Origin of the sequence: Pedobacter sp. ASV28 (assembly GCF_016428855.1) — a bacterium.
GTDB lineage: Bacteria > Bacteroidota > Bacteroidia > Sphingobacteriales > Sphingobacteriaceae > Pedobacter.
On record NZ_JAELTN010000002.1, the window covers coordinates 16,595 to 39,742 of the forward strand.

Consider the following 23,148-nt stretch of genomic DNA (forward strand, 5'->3'; position numbering starts at 1 on the left):
ATATGATTAAAAAGTTGTGTTAATACCAAAGGTGATCGTACGCGCTCTAGGGTAGGCAGAATAGTCAAAACCTGGAGTCAAGGCACTGTTCCTTACCGAAACTTCAGGATCATAACCTGAGTACTTAGTCCAGGTATACAGGTTTTGCGCTGCAACATATACCCTTCCTGTTCTAAAGACTTTTGACTTTTGCAGCCAAGAAGAAGGAAGAGTATAGCCTAGAGAAACGGTCTTTAATCTCAAGAAAGAGCCATCTTCAATAATCCGTGTAGAATAGGCCTTTAGGGATGATCCCTTTCCTGCCGCTACACCTGGTATATCAGAAGTAGGATTTTCTGCCGACCACCTATCAGCATAAGTGGCATATTGGTTATAGCCATATTTATAAGAAGATTCGAACATGATACGGTTGGCATTGATGATATCGTTACCATATGACCATTGAAAGAAAATTCCCAAATCAAACCCTTTGTAGCTAAAATTGTTAGAGAAACCTCCTATATGTACCGGATTTGGGTCTCCAATAACCGTTTTATCAGCCTCTGTAATCTGCAAATCGCCATCCAGATCAATATATTTCACATCTCCAGGCTTAACATTCGCCCTTGAACCGCCATTGGAAGGCACATTATCTTTCAAGGTGTACACACCTCCCAATAAGTCAAAATCTTCATATTTGTAAGTACCCGCATAAACTAAACCATAAAATTGGGCAATGGGCTGTCCTATTTTAGCTATGTAGCCTGGAATATTCTTCCAATCATCGCCCCATCCCTGTGCAGTAGTCATATACAACTGATTATCAGTCAATCCTAGCACCTTATTACGATTAAAGGCAATGTTAAAAGAACTTGTCCATGTAAAATTCTTGGTAGCAATGGGTGTAGCGCCCAAAGTGATCTCCAAACCTTGGTTTTGTACTTTACCTATATTTTTAAACACCCTATTGTAGCCTGTGCTTGGAGACATAGGTGCATTTAATAATAATTTTTCCGTTCTCTTTCTATATAAATCTACTTCTAAAGTAAGACGTTGCTTAAGAAAACCCAGATCCAAACCCATATCGATTTGTTTGGTCACTTCCCATCTTAGATCGGCATTTCCCAAAGAAGAATATACTAAGCCTTTGCTATCTGCACCACCAAAGGTATAGCTCGGGTAGTTATTTGGTGTATACGAACCATCTGGATTAGCAAAGCTAAGTGCCGGATGGGCAGCAAAATTACTTACACCATTATTACCTGTACTACCATAAGAAACACGCAGTTTAGCATTGGAAATAGACTTGATGTTTTTCATGAAACTTTCGTTATTGATTTGCCAAGCAAATGCTCCAGATGGGAAATATCCCCACACATTCTTGCCCAAGAAACGAGAAGAACCGTCGGCCCTGAATGTCGCAGTGAATAAATAACGATCAAATAGCTTATAATTGGCTCTTCCAATAAAACTGGCCATTGCCGACTTAGATGTTAATGAGGTTATGCTAAGTGGATTTCCTTCATCCAAACCACTCAATCCTAAACTTTCATTTGGCAATAGCACTGCGGTTGCCCCAAAAGAAGAGCTTGTACTTTCTTCCAAGGTAAAACCACCCATTACATCAAAATAGTTATTTTTATTTAATCTTTTGGCATAACTAAGCGTATTAAAGCTTTGCCATGTACTAGAGTTAAAGTAGGTTTGACTACCATTTACCAGGTAGTTGCCTGCAATACCACTTCTAGACATCGACCCGTTAAATACATCGTATCTCCTAGTGCCTTTGTTTAAGCTAATTGAGGTTTTAAACTTAAGATCTTTCAATATACGATATTCCAAAAATCCATTTGTGGTCAAATTATCTCCAGAGTTTTCCCTTAGTTCATTCTTAACTGTTAACACCGGATTAAAAGTAAAATTGCTCCCTTGTTCAACTTCAGGGTCATTAGCAAGGTCTAACAAATTAAGGTTTGGATTTACTATCAATGGCCTAAATGCCCAAACACTGAAAAGTAAGTTGATCTCATTACTAAAATTACCAGTAGAAGTTGGGCTACCATAGTTTTTAACCCCAGAATAGGTAGCCGTTAATCCCACTTTTAGTCGGTCAGAAACTTCCTGATCCAAAGAAAATTTACCTTGTAAGCGATTAAAACCAGAATTTAACAAAATACCATCCTGTCCATTATAAGATAGGGAAGCACTATACTTTGTTTTCTTATTACCGCCCATCAAGTTAAGGTAATGATTTTGCATAGGCGCTACACGAGTTACTTCATCTTCCCAATTAATTCCCTTTAAACCTACATAATTGTCTAAAGTCATATTATTGACGAAATAAAGGTTCTTTGTTCTTACGGGATCTATTTCATTTTGCAGTTTTACAAACTCATAAGGACTTAATGTTTCTACCCTTTTTTTATTTTCCTGTAGTCCATAATAGCCATTGTAAGTAATGGTAGGAGCGCCTTCCTTACCCCTTTTAGTGGTTACCATAACCACGCCATTCGATCCTCTGGCTCCATAAATAGCCGTAGAAGAAGCATCTTTTAAGATACTAATGGATTCAATATCATTTGGATCTATAGTATTCAGCGGGTTAACCGACATGTTATTTGGATCTTCAAAAATAATTCCATCGATTACTACAAGAGGATAATTACTTTGAGTCACCGAATTATTTCCCCGAACTACAATATTGATACTAGAACCAGGCTGCCCTTCACTTGAAGTTACTTGTACTCCCGCAACACGACCAGCTAGGGCTTCATCAAACGACTTCACGGGTGCTTTCTGCAGATCAGATATGCTAACCGTACCCACTGATCCCGTTAGGTCTTTTTTAGTTGAAGTACCGTAGCCAATTACTACAACATCATTTAAGGTAGATATACTTGATCTTAAACTTACCTTTATCTCCCCACCAGTCACCAGTACCTCTTTTGTTTCATAGCCCAGATAGCTAAACACTAAGGTATTTGAACCCGCAGGCAAGGTAATCTGGAACCTGCCTTCCTGATTGGTGGAAGTGCTAATTTTAGTGTTTTTGATCAAAACACTAACGCCTGTAAGCATTTCGCCCTGATCGTCGCTTACCGTTCCACTCACTTTTGTTTGCGCCATAATGGCCGTAGAAAAAGTGAGCAGCAATAAAGCCAGCAAGGCGAGAAATCTTCCTTTTCTTTTTGAAAATCGTTTCTTCATGGTTAATTATTATTTGTTAGGTTGTTAGATTGTTTTTTAATTTTTCCTGTAAAATCTATGCGTTGCTCAAATGGATTCAGGTAATGTTCAATAAGATGAGCCAGCATTCTTCTGCTTAAGCTTGTTTGCTCATTTACCCCATTAAACTCATGTTGTTTCAAATAGGATAGCAATTGCCCTGTACTGATTTCTTTCTTGGCAATGGCCGAAATTGTCCTTGCTGCAAAATGGGTATTGACCATGTTGCCCGAAGGATGCATCTCTGCAAACGATTCATAAAATGACTTGAGGCCATTAATCAATTCCCACTCATTGATAGGCAGCTCTGGATAAAACCACGTTTGGTTAGCCCATTTATAGGAAATACCTGTACCTTTTAAAATACCTGTAGCTCCTATTTTTTGTATAGTCTTGAAAGAAGGATCTGTTGGTTTAACATCGATAAATGGCATGAGGTAGGCATTACTTTCCAATAATGCATTTTGCACGGCCCTGATCTCAATTTCTCTTGGCTCAGTATTGCTGAGTACGGCCGTTGCAGCCAAAGCTCCTGCAGCTTGTCCAATACCTAAAACTACGGGCTGTAAGCGGCTTGCACCAGCTACAATGTTGGTTACACTAATACTCTTCTCTGCTACGATAATTCCATCCACATTTTTGGGCACCAGTGCACCTAAAGGAATATTATAGGAAGGCACTTTTATCTTTACAAAGTCTATCTGAGGAGCATCAGGGTTTTTAAGATGATGGTGATCTATAGTATAATCTCCTACTGCGATACCCGTTCTGTATAATGCCGTTTTTTGGGTATATGGAGAAGTTACATCATTTAATGTAAGTGTTACTTGACCATCTAAACGACGGGATTCGCGGTGGTATGGGATCATTGGCAAACGATCTGCCGTTGGAAACTCGTCATCTGCAATACCCAAATTTTTAAACCCTAATTTGGTCTGTAAATGATAAATGAACCTTAAGCTATGTAATTTTGCTTTTTTCAAAGCTTGCTGACGTTCACTTTCCGACATTTCAATAATGTTCAGATAAATATCATTCCCACATTTTGGCCAGTTGATCATATACTTATTATTGGGCAACTTGCCATAAGTAATCATCTGGCTACAATCTATTTTGGGAGTCTGGTCATGCGAAGCAGGATCTGCAACATCGCAACAGCAATCGAATTCTTTCGGGTCATAGCCCTCTGGCTTTTTAATAGTCTTATTGGCGTTTGGTCCAAAATCTTTCAAAACAACCACATAGGTTAGATCCTGGATAATGTTATTGGCCTTTTCTGGAGCAAAACTTTCTCCTGTATCATAGCGACTGTCCATCCCTACGCGATAAGGTATTTTTAAGCGGGCCATTACATCGCCCAATTCCGTAGCATCAATTACAATCTTAGCTTCTACGATCTGCTTTTTACCCTTAGCGTTAACTTCAACCTGCCACACTTTTCCATGCTTGCTCAGCCCCAACAGGCTACTTCTGTACCAAACACTTAGATTTGGCTGCTGAGCCATGGCTTTTAAAGTTTTATTACCATAAGAAGGCTCAAAAAGGGTATTGCTCACCCAACCTGTTTCCACTGCTTTTGGACCCCCATAATAATCATACAGATGCTGTCTAAATTCGCCCCATAAACCCGAAGGCATATTGTGGTTCCCATCTATGGCCGAAACCCCCGCCGAAGTCAGCATTCCCCCTAGCCATTCGGTTTCTTCAATAACTAAAGTTTTAACACCCATTCTGGCAGACTGGATAGCAGCAGTTGTTCCACTGGCCCCGCCCCCAATAATGATTACATCTGTCTTGTAGTTTGTTTGCGCCATTGAAATGGTAGCGAAACATACCAACACAAGGCTAAAAAGAAAGGATTTAGTAAATATTCTATTCATATCTGGTTATTTGCTTTATACAATGAGTAGTAAGTACGGCGATTACAATACTTTCTATGGTAACCATAGAAGGCTTGATGATTTGTTGAACGATAGCGATTTATAAGTAGATAATGAAGCATATTCCGTTAGGAACAAACAGTAAAGGAATCTTTTTCTCATTAGTTTGGAGGTTGTTTGCAGGGTAAATATAAATACTTTTTTAAAATTATTAATAAGTATGAAGATTTTTTTAATTTTTTTAACATTAAGCCTTCAGGAAAAAACAGAAAAAACAGAATACTTTAATGATTTAGTAGGTCAACCGATATATTATTTTAATTTTGATTCTAGATTTTTAAAAATTCTTAATAAGATGACGTTTTTCAATGAACTAAGTGAGGAGAATATATCTGGCGTTGCCTACAAGAACATCACGCTAAAAAAAGCCATTATTGCCTATTTTAGTAAAAATGGGAATTGTACCATTGCAGATCTTTGTGCAGAACTAGGCCTTAGCACCCCAAAAATCAATAATGTACTTAACGACTTAATAGCCGAAGGCCTGGTAAAAGATTATGGAAAATTACAGTCTAGGGGAGGGAGAAAGCCTAATATCTATGGGTTGGTTATGGAATCTGGTTATTTTTTAGGCATAGATGTTAAAAATGCCCACATCAATGTAGGACTAACAGATCTTCAGAAAAACTTGGTGCATGTCAAATCAAATATTCCCTATACCCTTAGTAACAGTAAGGATTCCTTAGATCAGCTTTGTGATCTTATCAATAATTTTATAAAAGAATCTCCTATTAAGAAAGAAAAAATACTTGGTGCCGGCCTAAATCTTTCTGGGAGGATTAATTACTCTACGGGATATAGTTATTCTTTCTTTCATTTTAACGAAGAGCCGCTAAGCCGTGTCCTAGAGAATAACCTGGGCCTCCGTATTTTTCTGGAAAACGACTCTAGGGCCATGGCCTTTGGCGAGTTCTCGGCAGGAGTTGTACACGAAGAAAAAAATGTACTTTTTCTCAATATGGATTATGGAATGGGGGTTGGTATTATGATCAACAGCCAGCTTTATTACGGAAAATCAGGTTTTGCCGGAGAGTTCGGGCACATTCCTTTCTTTAATAATGAAATCATTTGTAGCTGTGGTAAAAAGGGCTGTCTGGAAACCGAAGTTTCTGGTTGGGCGCTTGTCCGCAAATTTAAAGAGAAACTTGCCGAAGGATCATCATCCATCCTATCCCAAATGCCAAGCGATCAGATCAAATTAGCAGATATTATAGAAGCAGCAATCAAAGACGATGTGTTAGCTATCGAGCTTGTAGCCGAGGTAGGCGAAAAACTGGGCAAAGGCATTGCAGTACTCATCAATATCTTTAACCCCGAGCTAGTGATTCTAGGCGGAAGTCTTGCAGAAACAGGCGAATATATTCGACTGCCGATTAAAAGTGCATTAAACAAGTTCTCCCTTAGCTTAGTAAACAATGACACGCACCTGAAAATGTCAAAGCTAGGAGAACAAGCTGGCGTAATAGGCGCCTGTTTATTGGTACGGAACCGCCTACTGGGTCTTGCCTAAAACTTAGCCCTTTTCTTGAGTTCTGTTATCGGCAGCCTAACGATTCTGCTTTTCTGTGTCTTACCTCTATAGGTAACGAGCCTAATGTTCTTAGCTCCCTTTGGAACAACAATGGGCTTTGAAAGATACTCGGGATAGAAACGATCAGGGTCTGTGTCGTCAAAAGCATAATAGACCTGAAGACCCGGCACCTCTGTCTCTACCTGTATGAGCACCTCTTCGCTACCCCCTTTTACCACACTCACTATAGGATCGTAGAAATAGGTGCTATAATTAACATTGTCTTGCTCAAGCAAGGGCAGCTGTCTCTCCACCTTTTTCACAAAAACAGGCCAAGCAGCCTTAGGGGCTGCTGCCCATAAGTTTTCTGCCAAAGCCAATCCCCGAGGCCAAGTCATAAACTGTAACTTTCTTTCATTAGGCACCTGTTCTGTCCATAGACTACCTTGTCCTCCCAATACATTTTCTTGTCCTATACCTTGTGGAAGGGCCTCAAACTTATAGGTTGTACTGAACCGGTTCACGGTAAATGGCGCATTTTCTAAATATGGATCTCCTTGATAAAAGTCCAAATAAGTAAAAAAGGCAGGCGTTAAAACAACCTTTTTCCCTTCAAGAGAAGATTTTATAGCACCTTTATTATCCTTCCAGCTCATCTGTACTATATCCTTATCTATCTCACCCTCTAAGTTTTCATACCAACTAATGGGTGTTTTTCCCTTCGCCTTAACCATATTGGCCACGCGATTAATAAAATAACGCTGTAATTCGCTTACATTTTTTAGCCCCTCCTTTTGCATCCTTTCCTGGCAAACCTTACAGTTAGTCCAATAATTTCTCGTCACTTCATCCCCACCAATATGAATGTATTTTGAAGGAAAAATTGTGGCTATTTCCGAGATGATCTGGTCAAGTTTAACGTAGACCGAATCATTTCCTACACAAAGCACATTTGTTCTTCCCGGGTTCCATGGATCGCCCGCTAATACTTTTTGTGGTGTCTTGGTGCAGGAAACTTCTGGATAAGCAGCCACAAAAGCCAAACTATGCCCCGGCAAATCAACTTCGGGAATCACCTCTACAAATCTAGAGTTGGCAAAAGCAATAATCTGCCTAATATCGTCTTGCGAATAATACCCACCATAAGTACTTACCTCACCTTCCTCTGGAGCAGGCATATCTCTCCAATACCCAGTTCTGGGTACTCTCCAAGCCCCTATATTGGTCAGTTGCGGCAATTGTTTAATTTCAATGCGCCAACCCTGATTGTCTGTTAAATGCAGGTGTAGCACATTCAGCTTATATTTGGCCATTTGGTCAATGTATCGCATCAACACCTCCTTACCAAAGAAATGTCTGCTCACATCTACCATTAATCCTCTCCACGCAAATTTTGGACGATCTACAATATTTAATGTCTGTAATGCTGGCATTTGATGTCCTTGTATATCCATCCTCACCAGTTGCAATAAAGTTTGCCAAGCATAGAACCACCCTGCGGGTTCTGCCGCACTAATTACTACCTTATCCTTAGTGATGTCCAGCCGATAGCCTTCCTTGCCCAAATCAACGGATAAATCCGGACTGGACATAAAACTGATCGTGTTCTTTTTCGCAATGTTTACCGTACCTATTTTCAAGTTTAAAGCCCCAGACAATTGCGCGGCAAAATTGCTTATTATTTCGGCATGTGCTTTGTTTTTTGGCAATACCAACGTAGTGCCTTTATTTAGCTTAAACTCCGACTTGCCCATTTTCAAAAAAGCGGGCTGCGGAATTAGGTTAAGCGCATGGTTCTCCTGCGCTTCTAGATCAAAGATTAGTCCCACTATTAGCAGTAGACAACCTAATAATTTCTTCATCACCCTAATTTTTTACGAGATGGTTTGAGAAAAACTCAAAATGTTTTAAAATAGACTGGCTCCAATAGCCTCCGGTATGCCCTCCCGGCTGTGCAATATAGGTTGCTTTAATTTTTAGTTCGTCACATTTCTGCCTGAACTGTTTACTTGTGATATAGAGATAATCTTCGGTTCCTGTATCAAAAATTAAAGCCTTGTTAAGTTTTTGCAAGCTTTGTAGCTTATTAACGGGCGAATAGTCATCATACAGTTGATTTTTATCATCATATTCTCCCAATAAATAAGCAATTGTTGTTTTTCGAAATGCCGAATAACGAAGATTAAGTACGCCAGAAGTACTACCCGCGCCGGCAAATAAGTCGGGATGGTTAACCATCAGCCACATGGCCCCGAAACCACCCATACTTGCTCCTGTTATAAAAACATTTTTGGGATCTATCGCATATCTATTACTTATATGGGGCATAAGCTCTTTTAAAAAGAAACTTTCATATTGTAAACTATCTGCTTTTGGCGAGTTGAGATACCAACTTTTCTTCAATCCATCTGGACAAATGATAATAAATCCATATTGATTGGCCAATGCCTGTAGATCGGTCAATTTGCTCCAACTTTTATAATTGGCAGAATGTCCATGCAAAAGGTAAACAGCAGGATATTTTCTATCTTTTTGAATAGTCTTAGGGCTAAAAACCAATATTGAATCAGTTTGCCTAAGGTTAGTCTTAGAAAAGATAGTAAGGGTATCTTGGGCATAGGCATTGCCTACACCCAGATAGAAAAAAAATAAGCATAAGCTGATGGCTAAACGCATATGCTTATGGCTTTAAATCAACCGGCACAAAAATCAATGGTGTTGGCAAACAGGATGCTCCAGGAGGAGAATAGGTTAACCTGATGGTCTGTTCTTCACCTGGTTTCGACGGTGTAAATACCTGAACAAGTATCGCTTCAGGCGCACCTTTGGTCACCAATACATCTTTAGGTAGCTGAATAACACCATCCTTAAACTTTCCTTCGCTCACTTTCATACTAGCAGCCATACCGCTACACCATTTACTATTGCCCGAGCGAGAATTCCAGGTTACCAAAGCAAGACCTCTCCCATCAGAACTCTTCCACTTTAGTTCTACTTCATACATTACGCCATAATTGCCGGCCAATTTGGATTGCTGCCCAGTAGTTCCTTCTCTACCAATAACCCAAGGATCTGTAATTCCATCAGCTACAGTTAAAGTTGTAGTACCATTTTTTGTATCGATAACATCTGTATTTTGAACATGATAATTGCTCACGCCATAAAGTCCTCTGCCCGCACCACTTTTACTCTTAGGGGGTAAAACATTGCCGATCCGCTTTAAAGCATCTTTACCGCTAGTTTTTAAATCTGTTTGGAGCACCGTAATCTCTGCCGGCTGATCGATGAGAAATTCATAAAATCCGTGGACCAACTCATCATATTTAACCACATATTGGTCTAATTTTTCATCAATGGGAACCGCTTCACCAGGTTTTAAAGTCCTAACCACTTCATTAGGCTCGGCACTTAAGAAACTAGCCAAGCCCTCTTTACCCAATTTAAAATAATTGGTACTGGGTTTTTGGGATACATATTTCAACATCTTAATACGCATTGGGCCTTTGCCCGTATTCTTGATCATTGCAATTATTTTCCTGTCCATCTTTTGAGGCTCAACTACGCCGTTCACATTATATAAATAAAAACGGACAGATCCGGGCACCACATTTTCTCTCAATGCAATAGCCTCTGGCACACGAATATATTCTGGATCATCAGAAATAATATATTGGGGACCTGGAGTAGGATATTTTTGATAAGGAATTTGAGCGGTTTTCTCGGTAAGAAAGCCTTCCAACTTTACAATAGCTCCCTGGCCGGCCTTTAGCAGTTCTTGATTCTGTGCTTTGGTAAGTTGCTGTGCATAAATGCTTTTCGCGCCCATAACAACTATGGTAGCCAAAAGGGCAGCTGTCTTTTTTAGTTTCATCATGATTTAAGGTTTCATTTGTTAATCAAGTGAAGATAAATGAATTTTTCAATAATTAAAAAAATTTAATAACTAAAGTTTAATTTATTAAAAAAATCACAAACATACCCTCTGGTAAACCCCTTCATGAAGTCATATTATGAAAAAAGCCTGTTCTTAGGAACAAGCTTCAATAAATATTTAGAAAAATCTATGATGATTATTTTAAAATAACCACTCCTTTTGCCTCAAAAACAATTTCTTTCTTCGGCTCGGTAATTTTTGCTATTTCTTCAGGAGATTTTTTTGCATCTTCTGCATAGTGCTTTAAATCTTCTACAGATGTGGTTTTTCTTTCTGCAAAACCATCTATTACAACTTTTGTACCTGCAGGCAGGTCTTTAGGCATAAAAAAGCCATAGTCTTTAAAGTTCACAAACATGGTTTCATTATTAGGCATTTTTAAAGTCATGAAACATCCTTTTTTCTTGCATACGGCCACAACCTCTCCGGTTACTTTCATGTCGGCCTTGGTCGCTTTCCCTAATTTGGTATCTACCTCGGCGGTAGTGATCACGCTTCCTTTCTTAACCCCCTCGCCAAATGCCTGTCCTTCAATAGCCGTATGGTCTTGAGCAAAAGCTACAATTGCCAAAACACAAAATGTTAAACTTAAGATTATCTTTTTCATTGAAATATTATTTGGGTTTTAAATGGTGAATAGTACCTTGCTAATTGAAGTGCTTAGCTATTTTCCATCCTATAGAATGGGATATAGCGCATTGGTTCAACCAGATCGGATCTATTTTATATTTAGTTAAGTTAGGCCACAAAGATATTTAAAATCTTTCTAAATCAAATCGCAAAAAACAGAATACTAAAAGATTAAGTTTGTTTTTAGCCAAACAATACAGAGAAGACTTCTTCTATTTTAGATACGGTAATGATATCTATACTGAACTTATTCTTATCAAAGCCCTTCATATTGTATGTAGAAATAAACATTTTCTCAAATCCAAGTTTTTCAGCTTCCAATATTCTTTGTTCAATCCTATTCACCGCCCTGATCTCCCCTGACAATCCTACTTCTGCAGCAAAACAGATTTTAGAAGATATTGATATATCTTCATGTGAGGAGATTATGGCTGCTACTATGGAAAGATCTATGGCCGGGTCTTCTACCTTTATTCCTCCTGCAATATTCAGAAAGACATCTTTGGCGCTCAACCTAAAACCGCATCTCTTTTCTAAAACTGCCAACAACATATTCATCCGTTTGGTATCAAAACCAGTAGCCGACCGCTGGGGGGTACCATAGGCCGAAACACTTACTAGCGCCTGGGTTTCAATAAGCATTGGTCTTGCCCCTTCTAAAGTAGCACCTATTGTTATGCCACTTAGCTCTTCATCCCGCTGTGAAAGCAAAATTTCAGAAGGGTTTGACACCTCTCTTAAGCCATTACCCTCCATGGCATAGATACCCAGTTCTGCCGCTGCCCCAAACCTATTCTTAATAGATCGCAAAATACGATAAATATGATGCCTGTCTCCTTCAAACTGCAAAACAGTATCCACCATGTGTTCTAATATTTTGGGTCCAGCAATGGCGCCATCCTTTGTAATATGTCCAATTAAAAAGACCGGAGTAGCCGTTTCCTTTGCAAATCGCAGGAGTTCTGCCGTACACTCCCTAACCTGTGAAACACTTCCCGGGGTCGAATCAATGTGCGAGGAATGTAAGGTTTGTATGGAATCAATAATCAGGATCTCCGGTTCCAACTGCTCAATCTGCTTAAATATATTTTGCGTAGAGGTTTCGGTAAGGATATAACAGGCTGCCTTTGGCTGAGCTGTTATTCTTTCTGCACGCATCTTGATCTGTTGTTCACTCTCCTCTCCAGAAACATAGAGTATTTTGCGCCTCGATATATTCAAAGCCAACTGCAACATCAAAGTAGACTTTCCAATACCTGGCTCTCCCCCAATAAGGGTAACAGATCCCGCCACCAATCCTCCACCCAAAACCCTATCCAACTCTACATCGCCGGTGGAGAGCCTATCTTCATTTGCACTTTCAATTTCCTCTACCTTATTGGGCTTATTCAATCTTTGCTGCCCACTTGCAGATTTCCAAGTGGGAACATGAGCCGCAGACTTCTCTACAACTTCTTCTACAAAAGTATTCCATTGTTGACAAGAGGGACATTTGCCTAGCCATTTTGCAGATTCATAACCGCAACTCTGACAAAAATATGCTGATTTTGTTTTAGCCAATTTAATTTACGATTTATGATTTATGATTGACGAACTACTAATATCGCAATTCGCCAATCTAAAATCGTAATTACAGTTTTATTTCCTCATCTTTTGAGGATAGGAAATGGAACTCTGTTAAATGATAAGAAGAAACGGCCTTTATTTTAACGCGCTGGCCAAATTTAAAGAACCACTTCCATTGTAGGGAAACTAATCCCTTTTTGATATATGCTGCTATATATGGATGCACGCATAAGGTAATATTTTTCTCATTTTGTTCACGGAGGATATAGGTCAGGTTACTCTCTATATCATCCATTAAGACAATACTTGCCTTAATTTCTCCCGTACCATCACAAGTAGGACATTTCTCTACCGTGACAATGTTCATTTCTGGTCTCACCCTTTGACGGGTAATCTGCACCAATCCAAACTTACTTGGCGGAAGAATAGTGTGCTTTGCCCTATCCAAAAGCATCAGTTCTCGTAAATGGTCAAATAAGACCTTACGGTTAGCCGGTTTGTGCATATCGATAAAATCGATCACGACAATTCCGCCCATATCCCTCAACCTTAGTTGTCTGGCAATTTCTTTTGCCGCTTCTTTGTTAACCTGAAGCGCATTTTCTTCCTGATTTTCTTTACTTGCCGTCCTATTTCCGCTATTTACGTCAATAACGTGCAGCGCCTCGGTATGTTCTACCACCAAATAAGCACCGCCTGCCAGATTTACGGTTTTGCCAAAGCCATTCTTAATTTGCTTCTCAACACCAAAATGGTCAAAAATAGGTTCTTTATGCCTATAGTGTTTAACTATCCGCTCCATTTCCGGAGAAATTTCATGCACATAGGAACGTATATCTTCGAACAACGCTTGGTCATTCACATATACGTTGGCAAAATCGGTATTCAGGATGTCCCTGATCAGGGTGGATGTTCTATCCATCTCTCCCCATACCCTTTTTGATGGCTCTGTATCTGGCAGCTTTTTCATAAAGCTTTCCCATTTTGAAACAGAATCCAGCAAATCTTTTTGGAGTTCGGCAACACCTTTTCCTTCAGACACTGTTCTAATAATTACCCCGAAGTTTTTGGGCTTGATACTTTCTATAATCTTTTTTAGTCGATTACGTTCGGTATTGCTTTTTATCTTCTTCGATATGGATATAACATTAGAAAAGGGCACCAATACAATATATCTTCCTGCAATGGATAGATCGGAACTTAGCCTTGGGCCTTTAGTTGAGATCGGTTCCTTTGCAATTTGAACTGGTACCAATAAATTTTTGCTGACCACCTCAGATATTTTACCTGCTTTATTGATGTCAGCTTCTAATTTGAAATTGTCTAGTAAAGTTCCTGCTGTGCCGTTACGTTTAATCTTTGTTAGCTTTATCAAAGACTGTACTTGCGGGCCCAAATCAAAATAATGCAAAAATGCATCTTTCTCATAGCCTACATCAACAAAAGCAGCGTTCAGGCCAGGCATTATTTTCTTGATGCGGCCTAAATAAATATCGCCTACGGCGTAATTATTGTTAACGTGTTCCTTATGAAGTTCAACAAGTTGTTTATCTTCTATTAAAGCTATGGTCACTCCCGTAGGAGTTGAATCTATTATTAATTCCTTTACCAAAAGCTACAGATTTTAAGGTATTCCTACCTTATTAACACATGGACAAAAAACATAGAATCCAAAAGCGAATACTTTAGTATAAAGTATTCACTTTCGGTTATTTACACAAATAGGGAAGTCCTATTTTTTCTTGTGCCTATTTTTTCTTAAACGTTTTTTGCGTTTGTGCGTAGCCATTTTATGTCTTTTTCTTTTCTTACCGCTTGGCATAATTTTAAGTTTTAAATGTTTTTATTAATCTGTTAATTAAATATTATTTTTTTAACTCCGCCACCTTCTTATCAATAAAACTTGATAAGGTTGGGTTAGCTGCTAGTTTTTTACTTTGCAAGTAGGCCTCGACAGCCTCTTGGTTCTTCCCTAAATTTTCATAAGCCGTAGCCAAATAGAAATAGGCATCGGGAGTTGCCTTAATATTTTTTACAATATCGTTAAACCGAATAATTGCTTTGTCAAATTGACCAGACTTTACAGCGAACATGCCCAAATTCATATTTGCCTTAAAGTTTTTAGGATCTTTTTTCACCACATCTAACAACATGGCAATTCCCTCCATCGGTGCGCCCATTCCATTCACAATGGTGATTCCTAGGCCTGTCTTTGCATCAGCATCTGTAGAATCGATAGCAATGGCCTTTTGATAGGACTGGTGTGCCTTTTGAAGCATGATAGGTTTCACTAAGCTATCCTGGGTATTATCAAAAGCTTTAAGGAACCTTGATCCCGCATTCAGCCAATTGCCCATAGAAGGTTCCTGGTTCGCCGCATCCTCCAAATACATTGCACTTGGAACTGCCTGCTCTAAGTCATCCCATTTTTGGGCCAAAACCTTAGCCTGCTCAACTTTTGTTGCCCCTTTAGCAGACTGATAGGTATGCTCCAAAGCCGTGATCTCTTTGGCCATGGCATTGCTCACCAAATTTTTTGCTGTAGCAGATACCTCTGTTAAGCTTAAAGCCGAAGGTTGGGTTTCTTTTGCCTCAGCAGAAACTTCTTCCTTCGGCTTTACCAATCCCTTAATATCTCTTGTAAACAAAAGACCCACAAGCAATACGATACCTGTAACAATTACAATCTGTTTTTTGCGGGAATTGTTCATTAGAAAATATTAAGCTTCTGCTTTAACTTTTTTTGAGCTATTTTTTACCTTATCAACAAATACTTTTGCTGGCTTGAAGCTAGGAACAAAATGTTCTGGAATAATAATAGCTGTATTTTTAGAGATATTTCTTGCAGTTTTTTGCGCTCTTTTTTTAACCACAAAGCTACCAAAACCCCTTACATAAACATTCTCGCCGCCAATCATGCTGTTTTTGATCACTTTGAAAAACGCCTCTACCGTTTCTTGAACGTCAACTTTCTCAATCCCTGTTTTTGTTGATATTTCAGTAATAATATCTGCCTTAGTCATATTTTCTAATTATTAATTATTGTGTGTGTTTAATATTCTATACGTGTTTTGGGGTTGCAAAAGTATTGCTTTTTAGTGAGATAGGAAAATAAAAGATGATTTATTTACATGCCTAAAAATCATATTATTGCAAGTTTTATTGTTTCCGCATGTTTTGTTGTATTTTTGTTACAATGTCTTTTCAATCAGAAATCATCAAATGGTACTTTAAAAACAAAAGGGATTTACCCTGGAGGCAAACCACAGATCCTTATGTGATATGGCTATCGGAAATTATTTTACAGCAGACCAGGGTAGAACAAGGACTGCCTTATTTCCATAAATTCCTCGATAATTTTCCAAGTATTAGCCATTTTGCCCAGGCCAGTGAAGAGAAAGTACTAAAACTATGGCAAGGCTTAGGTTACTACTCCAGGGGGCGTAATATGCACCATACCGCCAATCTTATTATGGAGCAACACCAAGGCGTTTTCCCAAACAAATACGATGACCTTATCCAACTTAAAGGAATAGGGGAGTACACAGCGGCAGCCATCTCTTCTTTCTCTAGCAATGAGGTCAAGGCCGTAGTAGATGGAAATGTATTCAGGGTGTTAGCCAGGTATTTTGGCATTCACGAACCTATCAATTCCCCTCAGGGAAAAAAGCAGTTTTACACATTGGCCCAAGAGCTCATATCTGACCAAACTCCATCCATATACAACCAGGCAATCATGGAGTTTGGTGCACTGCAATGTAAACCAAAATCACCAAACTGTGGCGAATGTCCTATATACACGGGTTGTTATGCCTATAAAAATCAATTGGTAAACAGCCTCCCGCAGAAAATAAAAAAAACAAAGAGCAGGGAAAGATGGTTTAATTATTTCCTGTGCATCAAGAATGATCGGATTCTCACCAAGCAAAGAAAACAAGGTGATGTATGGCAACATCTTTATGATTTGCCTTTAATAGAGACACCTGACGAGCAAGATCTTGATGGACCAGAACTACTAGAAAAAATAGTAGAATTATTCGGAAAACATGTTAAAATCACGCATTTGAGCCACAAAAAACACGTTTTGACACACCAAATAATATATGCCAATTTTTTTGCATTAGATAATTATATTGTTAACTTTAATCAACATAGCGAAATTAAATCGGCCTTAATCGAGGATTTCAAGCAATTACCACATCCCAAAATAATTGCCGATTTTTTGGAAGAGCATATAAATTAATCAAATATATTTATGTCAGGTATTAACAAAGTAATTTTAGTTGGCCACTTGGGCAAGGACCCAGAAGTTAGGCATTTAGATGGAGGTGTTACCGTTGCCAGTTTTCCTTTAGCTACCTCAGAGACCTTTAATAAAGACGGAAAAAGAGTAGAACAAACTGAATGGCACAATATTGTATTATGGAGAGGCTTAGCGGAAGTTGCTTCCAAATATCTGCAAAAAGGAAAGCTTGTTTACATAGAAGGCAAGCTTAGGACACGCTCTTTTGAGGATAAAGAAAAAGTTAAAAAATATGTAACTGAAGTAGTAGCGGAAAACTTCACCATGCTTGGCCGAAAAAGTGATTTTGAGCCAACAACAAGCGAGGTTGTCCACAAAACAGAAGATGATTTTTCAACAACCATCGATAATTCTGGAGATCTTCCTTTTTAAGAAACAGAAAACACATAAAAAAATCCGCGAGGTCATCGCGGATTTTTTTATGCTCTTGCTTTTTTATTCTACAGTAACCGATTTGGCCAAATTTCTTGGCTGATCTACATTACAACCTCTCATTACGGCTATATGATAAGACAACAGTTGTAGTGGAATGGTGGCCAAAAGCGGCAGAAAGGCTTCACTAGAGTCTGGTATTTCTATACTATAATCAGCCATTTTTCTCACCTCTACATCACCCTCGGTTACAATAGCGATCACTTTACCTTTTCTAGCTTTAACTTCTTGTATATTACTAATAACCTTTTCATATGAAGAATTTTTCGTGGCAATAAACACCACCGGCATTTCTTCATCTATCAATGCTATCGGTCCATGCTTCATTTCCGCAGCTGGGTAGCCTTCAGCATGTATATAGGAAATTTCTTTCAATTTCAATGCCCCTTCTAAAGCTACGGGAAAGCCACTTCCACGGCCCAAAAAAAGACAGTTCCTGGCGTCCTTAATTTTTGTAGCAACCTCTTTGATCAATTCATTAGACTGTAGGGCCAACTGTATTTTCTCAGGAATGCAATCTAGCTCGGTCAATAGTTCAACCAACTTAGAATTACTTAAGGTTCCTTTTTGCTGGGCCATATAAAACGCCATCAAAGTCAATACCGTAACCTGTGCAGTAAAGGCCTTGGTAGAAGCTACGCCAATCTCGGGGCCAGCATGGGTATAAACACCCGCATGGGTTATCCGTGGAATGGAAGCCCCTACCACATTACATATTCCGAATATGGTTGCTCCTTTTTCTTTGGCCATTTCAATTGCCGCCATGGTATCGGCCGTTTCTCCAGATTGGGATATCGCAATTACCACATCCTTTTCGCTAATGATGGGATTTCGGTAACGGAATTCAGAGGCATACTCTACTTCTACCGGAATTCTGGCGTATTCTTCGATCAGATACTCTCCAACCAAACCTGCATGCCACGAGGTTCCACAGGCTACAATAATGATCCTATCTATGTTTTTAAGCTTATCTGCAAACTCCTTAATTCCTCCAAGCTGCACTTTACCCTCTTCAGGGTAGATTCTGCCCCTCATGCAGTCACGAATAGACCTAGGCTGCTCATAAATTTCCTTTAACATGAAATGCTCATACCCACCTTTTTCCAGCATTTCAAGCTTTAGCTCCAGTTCCTGCACATAAGGGATTTGTACCACATTATCCAATCGCTTAATTTCCAATGCATCGCGTTTCAAAAAAGCAATTTCATTATCATTAAGATAGATGACATTCTTGGTATACTCCACTATAGGTGTAGCGTCGGAAGCAATAAAATATTCTCCATGGCCTACGCCAATCACCATTGGACTTCCCTTACGGGCCGCAATGAGCTGATCGGGATGGTCCTTATCCATAATTACAATAGCATAGGCTCCATTTACCTCTCTTAGCGCCAACCTTACGGCTTCTACCAAATCTACTGCATTATTATTATAGATCTCCTCTACAAGATGAATTAACACCTCGGTATCCGTATCACTGTTAAATGAATGTCCGCGAGAAACCAATTCTTCTTTAAGCGTAGCATAGTTTTCTATGATCCCATTATGGATAATGCTCAGCTTTCCATTGTTGGAGGTATGCGGATGGGAGTTCCGATCTGATGGCGCTCCATGTGTTGCCCAACGGGTATGGCCCATGCCTATAGTTCCTTCAAGGTTTTTACCTACGGCAAATTCTTCGAGCTCTTTTACCTTGCCCGCTTTCTTATAAATATTCAAGTCGCCATTATTCAATAGCGCTATACCTGCACTATCATATCCCCTGTATTCTAATCGTTTCAGCCCCTTTAATACAATCGGCCAGGCTTCACGAAAGCCTATATAACCTACAATTCCACACATAAATTAAGTTATAAAATATAAATCGCCCTAAAAGTATATTTTTAGGGCGATTTAATCAAACGTTTGCGTAATATTTTCGTTAATTTATTTTGGTGTAATAAATGTTGAGTTTAATTATATTATCGCCTGCCGAAGGGGACTTTTTAAAGCTGCCTATAATTGCTCTCCCTGCTGTATTAAAAGAAGAAGTATATTCAAAAGTAGACAAAGGGCTAGGTGCTAAAAAAGTACCATAATCTTCTGTTTTACCATCAATCAAATCTTGTATATAAGCGGTAACCAAAAACACATAGCGTTTCTTTGTGGAATCAAAATAACCTCCAAATGCCGATACATTGGCGCGTGGATCGCCCGCCACATAATAACTTCCCCCATCATTATCTGGCAAGTTTTTCCTTTGTCCAGCAATATCATTTCTATATAAAGCTAGCCTTTGGGCTGCCCTAAAAGGTGCCACATCGGTACCAGAGCTTAGGTCTATGACCAATTCCGCCTTGTTCACTATCATTTTACCCACTTCTGCCCTTAGTTTTTTCAGATAAGGAAAAGAGAACTTATTACGTAATCCGCCCATGGGCTGCAGATAGGTAACGGGATAAGATAAGCTTGGATTGTCCAACTGCTGCTGAACCGCCGTGCTATAAATGTGCTTTACGCTTGCTGCTACGGCCGCAGTAGAGGTAGCAATAGGAAAATTGACAGAAACCGTATCAATAGCGGTTGTTGTAGTGGCATTTTGTTTTTTGTAATATAAAAACAGACCAGAATTAGTACTCGCAAAATCAAAGAACATGATTCCGCCTATACCTGTAGAGCTGGCCTTTTTAATCTGCACATGAAGCCCCTTAAATGAACTTTGGAAATAAGAATTGTACTTTAAGGTCGCTGCATTAAGGCCTACAACCTGATTGGTTACAAAAGTAGGATCCAATTTAAGCCTTAACTGTGGGGTAACGGTCTTTAAAGTGTCGGCTGCGCCAACAACAATGTCAGTCACTTTATATTTTGTATTAGGAAATACTTTCCCAGTATAATTCGCCAACAATGTACTTCCATAAGGATAGGTTTTCGAACTCAAATATGAAGTTTCCTGCGTTAAGTCGTTTGATAGCTGATGCACATCTACGCTATAGACAGCTGTACTATCTCCATAAAATTCCCCGCTGTAATTCAAGACCAACACCGCCGAGTCAAGCACAGGGCTGGTTCCAAAATCATAAGCGTCGACAGGTAGATTTACGGCCATTGCCAAAGCTGATTCCGTTTCTCCAAGCACAGGATCCTTCAAATATCCAAAGGGGTATCTAGTCAGTAAATTTGTGGCTACAGCGTCATCCTTAACCGTTCTCGAGACAATAGTAGCCGAATCGATCAAATCACCTTGAACGGCACTTGTTGGATCGACTTCCAAACCTATAGTTGCTGTATTTTCGCACGAGGCGAAAAGAAAAAGACTTATCAACAGGGTCAATAAGTCTAATTTTGAAAATTTCATATTTACTATTAAAATAAAGCCTTTTATTACGCTATTGAAACCAATTCATCACTAGAAATCTCCTCATAAAAACTATAGAAATTCTCGTAATTTTCGGTTAAATTAAAGGCTAAAGTTGGCTTATTAGAATCTTTAACAAATTTTAACACACCTTCCTCTATCTTTTCATCAGCCAAAACTACTGCATCTGAGTGTGTTATCGCTCCAATATGCATGCTATTTGCATCCGCTCCAATAAAGGCTTTGGTATCTTCTTCGGTCATATGGTTCATGATCGCCTTTTTGTGCATATTAGCATCTAATTTTTCAGAAAAGCAATTCTCATAAACCGAATAAACCACCTTAGCATTTTTAAAGGTAGGATCATTTTTATAAGTCGTTTTAATATATGCTGGTACCAGTGCAGTCATCCAACCATGGCAGTGTACGATATCAGGAGACCATCCCAATTTTTTCACTGTTTCCAAAGCGCCTTTACAGAAGAATATCGTTCTCTCATCATTATCTCCGTAAAATTTATTCTCCTTGTCCCTAAACACGTATTTTCTTTGAAAATAATCTTCATTATCTAAGAAATATACTTGCATACGAGCTGCTGGTATTGACGCCACTTTGATAATTAAAGGGTTATCATTGTCATCAATTATTATATTCATCCCCGATAAACGGATCACCTCGTGCAATCTATTTCTTCTCTCGTTAATGTTCCCAAACCTAGGCATTAGGATACGGATTTCGAATCCTTTTTCCTGCATGGCCTGCGGTAATTGACGAGTGATTTCAGAAATTTTGGTGAGTTCGAGGAAAGGCGACATCTCGTGGGTAACAATCAGTAGCTTCGTTTTTGCCATCTCCATATTATTATTAAATTATTGTTAATTTAAAGATTATCAAGGGGCAAAGGTACGGATAATATTAATATTTATCAATAACTTGGTCAATAGGCTTTGTAAGTTTTACAGAAATGCTCAACTTAGCAGGCACAAAACAGACCCATAAATTGAAAATTGTACAAACTATAGCCGAGCTCGAACGTTCGCTAAAAGCCTTACCAACAGGCGGCTCTAAAATTGCTTTGGTGCCAACTATGGGTGCGCTGCATAATGGCCATTTATCTTTAATAGAAACCGCTCAACAATATGCAGATGTAGTGGTATGTAGCATATTTGTAAATCCCACACAATTCACTGACCCCAAAGATTTAGAAAAATATCCACGTCCACTAGCGCATGACATCAAGATGTTGACCGATGCAGGCTGTAATTTTGTCTTCATGCCCTCTGTAAAGGAGATGTATCCCACTTATCCTACTCCAGAAAACTGGCATATAGATTTGGGCAGCGCCGAATTCGTATTAGAGGGCGAGTCCAGGAAAGGACATTATCAAGGGGTTACCCAAATTGTAAAGAAACTATTTGATGCCGTAAAACCAGACATCGCCTTCTTTGGACAAAAAGATTTCCAACAGGTGCTGATGATTAAAAACATGGTAAAAGCACTCGAACTTCAGGTACAAATCGTGACCTGCCCCATCATTAGGGAGGAAGACGGACTGGCCATGAGCTCTAGAAATATCCATCTATCTGAAACCGATAGAAAGCATGCCTTGGTACTCAGTAAAGCACTGGCCTATGTGAGCAACAACTATCATAAAGAGGAACTGAATGTCCTTTTGGATAACGCCAAAATAATGATCAACGGAACTGAAGGTATAGTACTCGATTATTTTACCCTCGCAGATGGAGAGACCTTATTACCGATAAAAGATAAAAGTGCCAAACATCCGGTAGCATTAGTGGCCGCAAAGGTTGGGGAAACCCGATTAATAGACAATGTAATTATCAATTAGGGAGCAATGGTATGAGGTGCTATTGTCTGTGAATTGTAGCCTTAAACCTTTTACCTTTTTACCTTCAACCTTAATTACTAACTTTGTACCATGATTATCGAGATCTTAAAATCGAAAATACACCGAGTAAAGGTAACCCAGGCTGAGCTGAACTACGTAGGCAGCATCACCATAGATGAAGACCTACTCGATGCAGCCAATATCATTCCGAATGAAAAGGTGCAGATTGTAAACAATAATAATGGCGAACGTTTTGAAACTTATGCCATTAGGGGCGAGCGTGGTACAGGAATGATTTGCCTAAACGGTGCAACTGCCAGGAAAGTACAGGTTGGTGATATCTTAATTATCATGTCTTATGGCTCATTGCCAATAGAAGAAGCCAAAAAGTATCAACCAATCTTGGTATTTCCCGACGACAATAACCGCCTGCTTAAATAGAT

At 39.1% G+C, this 23,148-nt stretch carries 18 protein-coding genes; 5 read left to right on the plus strand and 13 right to left on the minus strand.

Annotated features, from left to right (window positions below):
* Positions 1-6: 6 nt before the first annotated feature.
* Together JHD79_RS00965 and JHD79_RS00970 are read right to left on the minus strand one after the other, a co-directional pair.
* On the minus strand, positions 7-3,186 hold the full coding sequence (locus JHD79_RS00965; protein WP_199117215.1) for a TonB-dependent receptor: 3,180 nt from the start codon (positions 3,184-3,186) through the stop codon (positions 7-9).
* A 2-nt stretch (positions 3,187-3,188) separates the two neighbouring features.
* The gene (locus tag JHD79_RS00970; protein WP_199117216.1) at positions 3,189-5,084 is read right to left on the minus strand and encodes an FAD-dependent oxidoreductase; all 1,896 of its coding nucleotides are present in this window, start codon (positions 5,082-5,084) and stop codon (positions 3,189-3,191) included.
* 355 nt (positions 5,085-5,439) lie between these two features.
* Here JHD79_RS00970 and JHD79_RS00975 point away from each other — a divergent pair, with 355 nt between their 5' ends.
* Entirely contained in the window at positions 5,440-6,654 is a 1,215-nt protein-coding gene (locus tag JHD79_RS00975) for an ROK family transcriptional regulator (protein WP_199117217.1), read from the plus strand.
* Here JHD79_RS00975 and JHD79_RS00980 read toward each other — a convergent pair.
* The 8 genes from JHD79_RS00980 to JHD79_RS01015 all read right to left on the minus strand — a co-directional run bounded on the left by JHD79_RS00980 (position 6,651) and on the right by JHD79_RS01015 (position 15,807).
* A complete protein-coding gene (locus JHD79_RS00980; RefSeq protein WP_199117218.1) occupies positions 6,651-8,516 on the minus strand; it encodes a beta-N-acetylhexosaminidase in 1,866 nt (621 codons plus the stop codon). The genes JHD79_RS00975 and JHD79_RS00980 overlap by 4 nt on opposite strands.
* 4 nt (positions 8,517-8,520) lie before the next feature.
* On the minus strand, positions 8,521-9,330 hold the full coding sequence (locus JHD79_RS00985) for an alpha/beta hydrolase family protein (protein ID WP_199117219.1): 810 nt from the start codon (positions 9,328-9,330) through the stop codon (positions 8,521-8,523).
* 4 nt (positions 9,331-9,334) lie between these two features.
* Positions 9,335-10,528, minus strand: coding sequence for a copper amine oxidase (locus tag JHD79_RS00990; protein ID WP_233164509.1), 1,194 nt, complete (start codon positions 10,526-10,528; stop codon positions 9,335-9,337).
* A gap of 196 nt (positions 10,529-10,724) precedes the next feature.
* Positions 10,725-11,195, minus strand: a complete 471-nt coding sequence (locus JHD79_RS00995) for a DUF4920 domain-containing protein (protein ID WP_199117220.1) — start codon at positions 11,193-11,195, stop codon at positions 10,725-10,727.
* A 206-nt stretch (positions 11,196-11,401) separates the two neighbouring features.
* The gene (gene radA / locus JHD79_RS01000) at positions 11,402-12,778 is read right to left on the minus strand and encodes a DNA repair protein RadA (protein WP_199117221.1); all 1,377 of its coding nucleotides are present in this window, start codon (positions 12,776-12,778) and stop codon (positions 11,402-11,404) included.
* Positions 12,779-12,848: 70 nt separating this feature from the next.
* Complete coding sequence (locus JHD79_RS01005) at positions 12,849-14,396, minus strand: Rne/Rng family ribonuclease (protein WP_199117222.1); 1,548 nt, start codon at positions 14,394-14,396, stop codon at positions 12,849-12,851.
* A 253-nt stretch (positions 14,397-14,649) separates the two neighbouring features.
* Positions 14,650-15,495 carry a M48 family metallopeptidase gene (locus JHD79_RS01010; RefSeq protein ID WP_199117223.1) on the minus strand — a complete coding sequence of 282 codons (846 nt, stop codon included), beginning with the start codon at positions 15,493-15,495 and terminating at the stop codon, positions 14,650-14,652.
* 9 nt (positions 15,496-15,504) lie between these two features.
* Entirely contained in the window at positions 15,505-15,807 is a 303-nt protein-coding gene (locus JHD79_RS01015) for an HU family DNA-binding protein (RefSeq protein WP_199117224.1), read from the minus strand.
* A 173-nt stretch (positions 15,808-15,980) separates the two neighbouring features.
* Here JHD79_RS01015 and mutY point away from each other — a divergent pair, with 173 nt between their 5' ends.
* A complete protein-coding gene (mutY, locus tag JHD79_RS01020) occupies positions 15,981-17,027 on the plus strand; it encodes an A/G-specific adenine glycosylase (protein WP_199117225.1) in 1,047 nt (348 codons plus the stop codon).
* A gap of 12 nt (positions 17,028-17,039) precedes the next feature.
* Positions 17,040-17,459, plus strand: coding sequence for a single-stranded DNA-binding protein (locus JHD79_RS01025; protein ID WP_199117226.1), 420 nt, complete (start codon positions 17,040-17,042; stop codon positions 17,457-17,459).
* Between the two features lie 63 nt (positions 17,460-17,522).
* Here JHD79_RS01025 and glmS read toward each other — a convergent pair whose 3' ends face one another.
* The 3 genes from glmS to JHD79_RS01040 form a co-directional block, all read right to left on the minus strand.
* Positions 17,523-19,361, minus strand: coding sequence for a glutamine--fructose-6-phosphate transaminase (isomerizing) (gene glmS, locus JHD79_RS01030; protein ID WP_199117227.1), 1,839 nt, complete (start codon positions 19,359-19,361; stop codon positions 17,523-17,525).
* Positions 19,362-19,440: 79 nt separating this feature from the next.
* Entirely contained in the window at positions 19,441-20,856 is a 1,416-nt protein-coding gene (locus JHD79_RS01035; RefSeq protein ID WP_199117228.1) for a DUF4270 family protein, read from the minus strand.
* Between the two features lie 26 nt (positions 20,857-20,882).
* On the minus strand, positions 20,883-21,707 hold the full coding sequence (locus JHD79_RS01040) for a glycogen/starch synthase (protein WP_199117229.1): 825 nt from the start codon (positions 21,705-21,707) through the stop codon (positions 20,883-20,885).
* 113 nt (positions 21,708-21,820) lie between these two features.
* Here JHD79_RS01040 and panC point away from each other — a divergent pair, with 113 nt between their 5' ends.
* Positions 21,821-22,705: a pantoate--beta-alanine ligase gene (panC, locus tag JHD79_RS01045; RefSeq protein WP_233164510.1), complete on the plus strand. Its 885-nt coding sequence runs from the start codon at positions 21,821-21,823 to the stop codon at positions 22,703-22,705.
* Positions 22,706-22,795: 90 nt separating this feature from the next.
* On the plus strand, positions 22,796-23,146 hold the full coding sequence (panD, locus tag JHD79_RS01050) for an aspartate 1-decarboxylase (protein ID WP_199117230.1): 351 nt from the start codon (positions 22,796-22,798) through the stop codon (positions 23,144-23,146).
* The last annotated feature ends 2 nt before the right edge of the window (positions 23,147-23,148 follow it).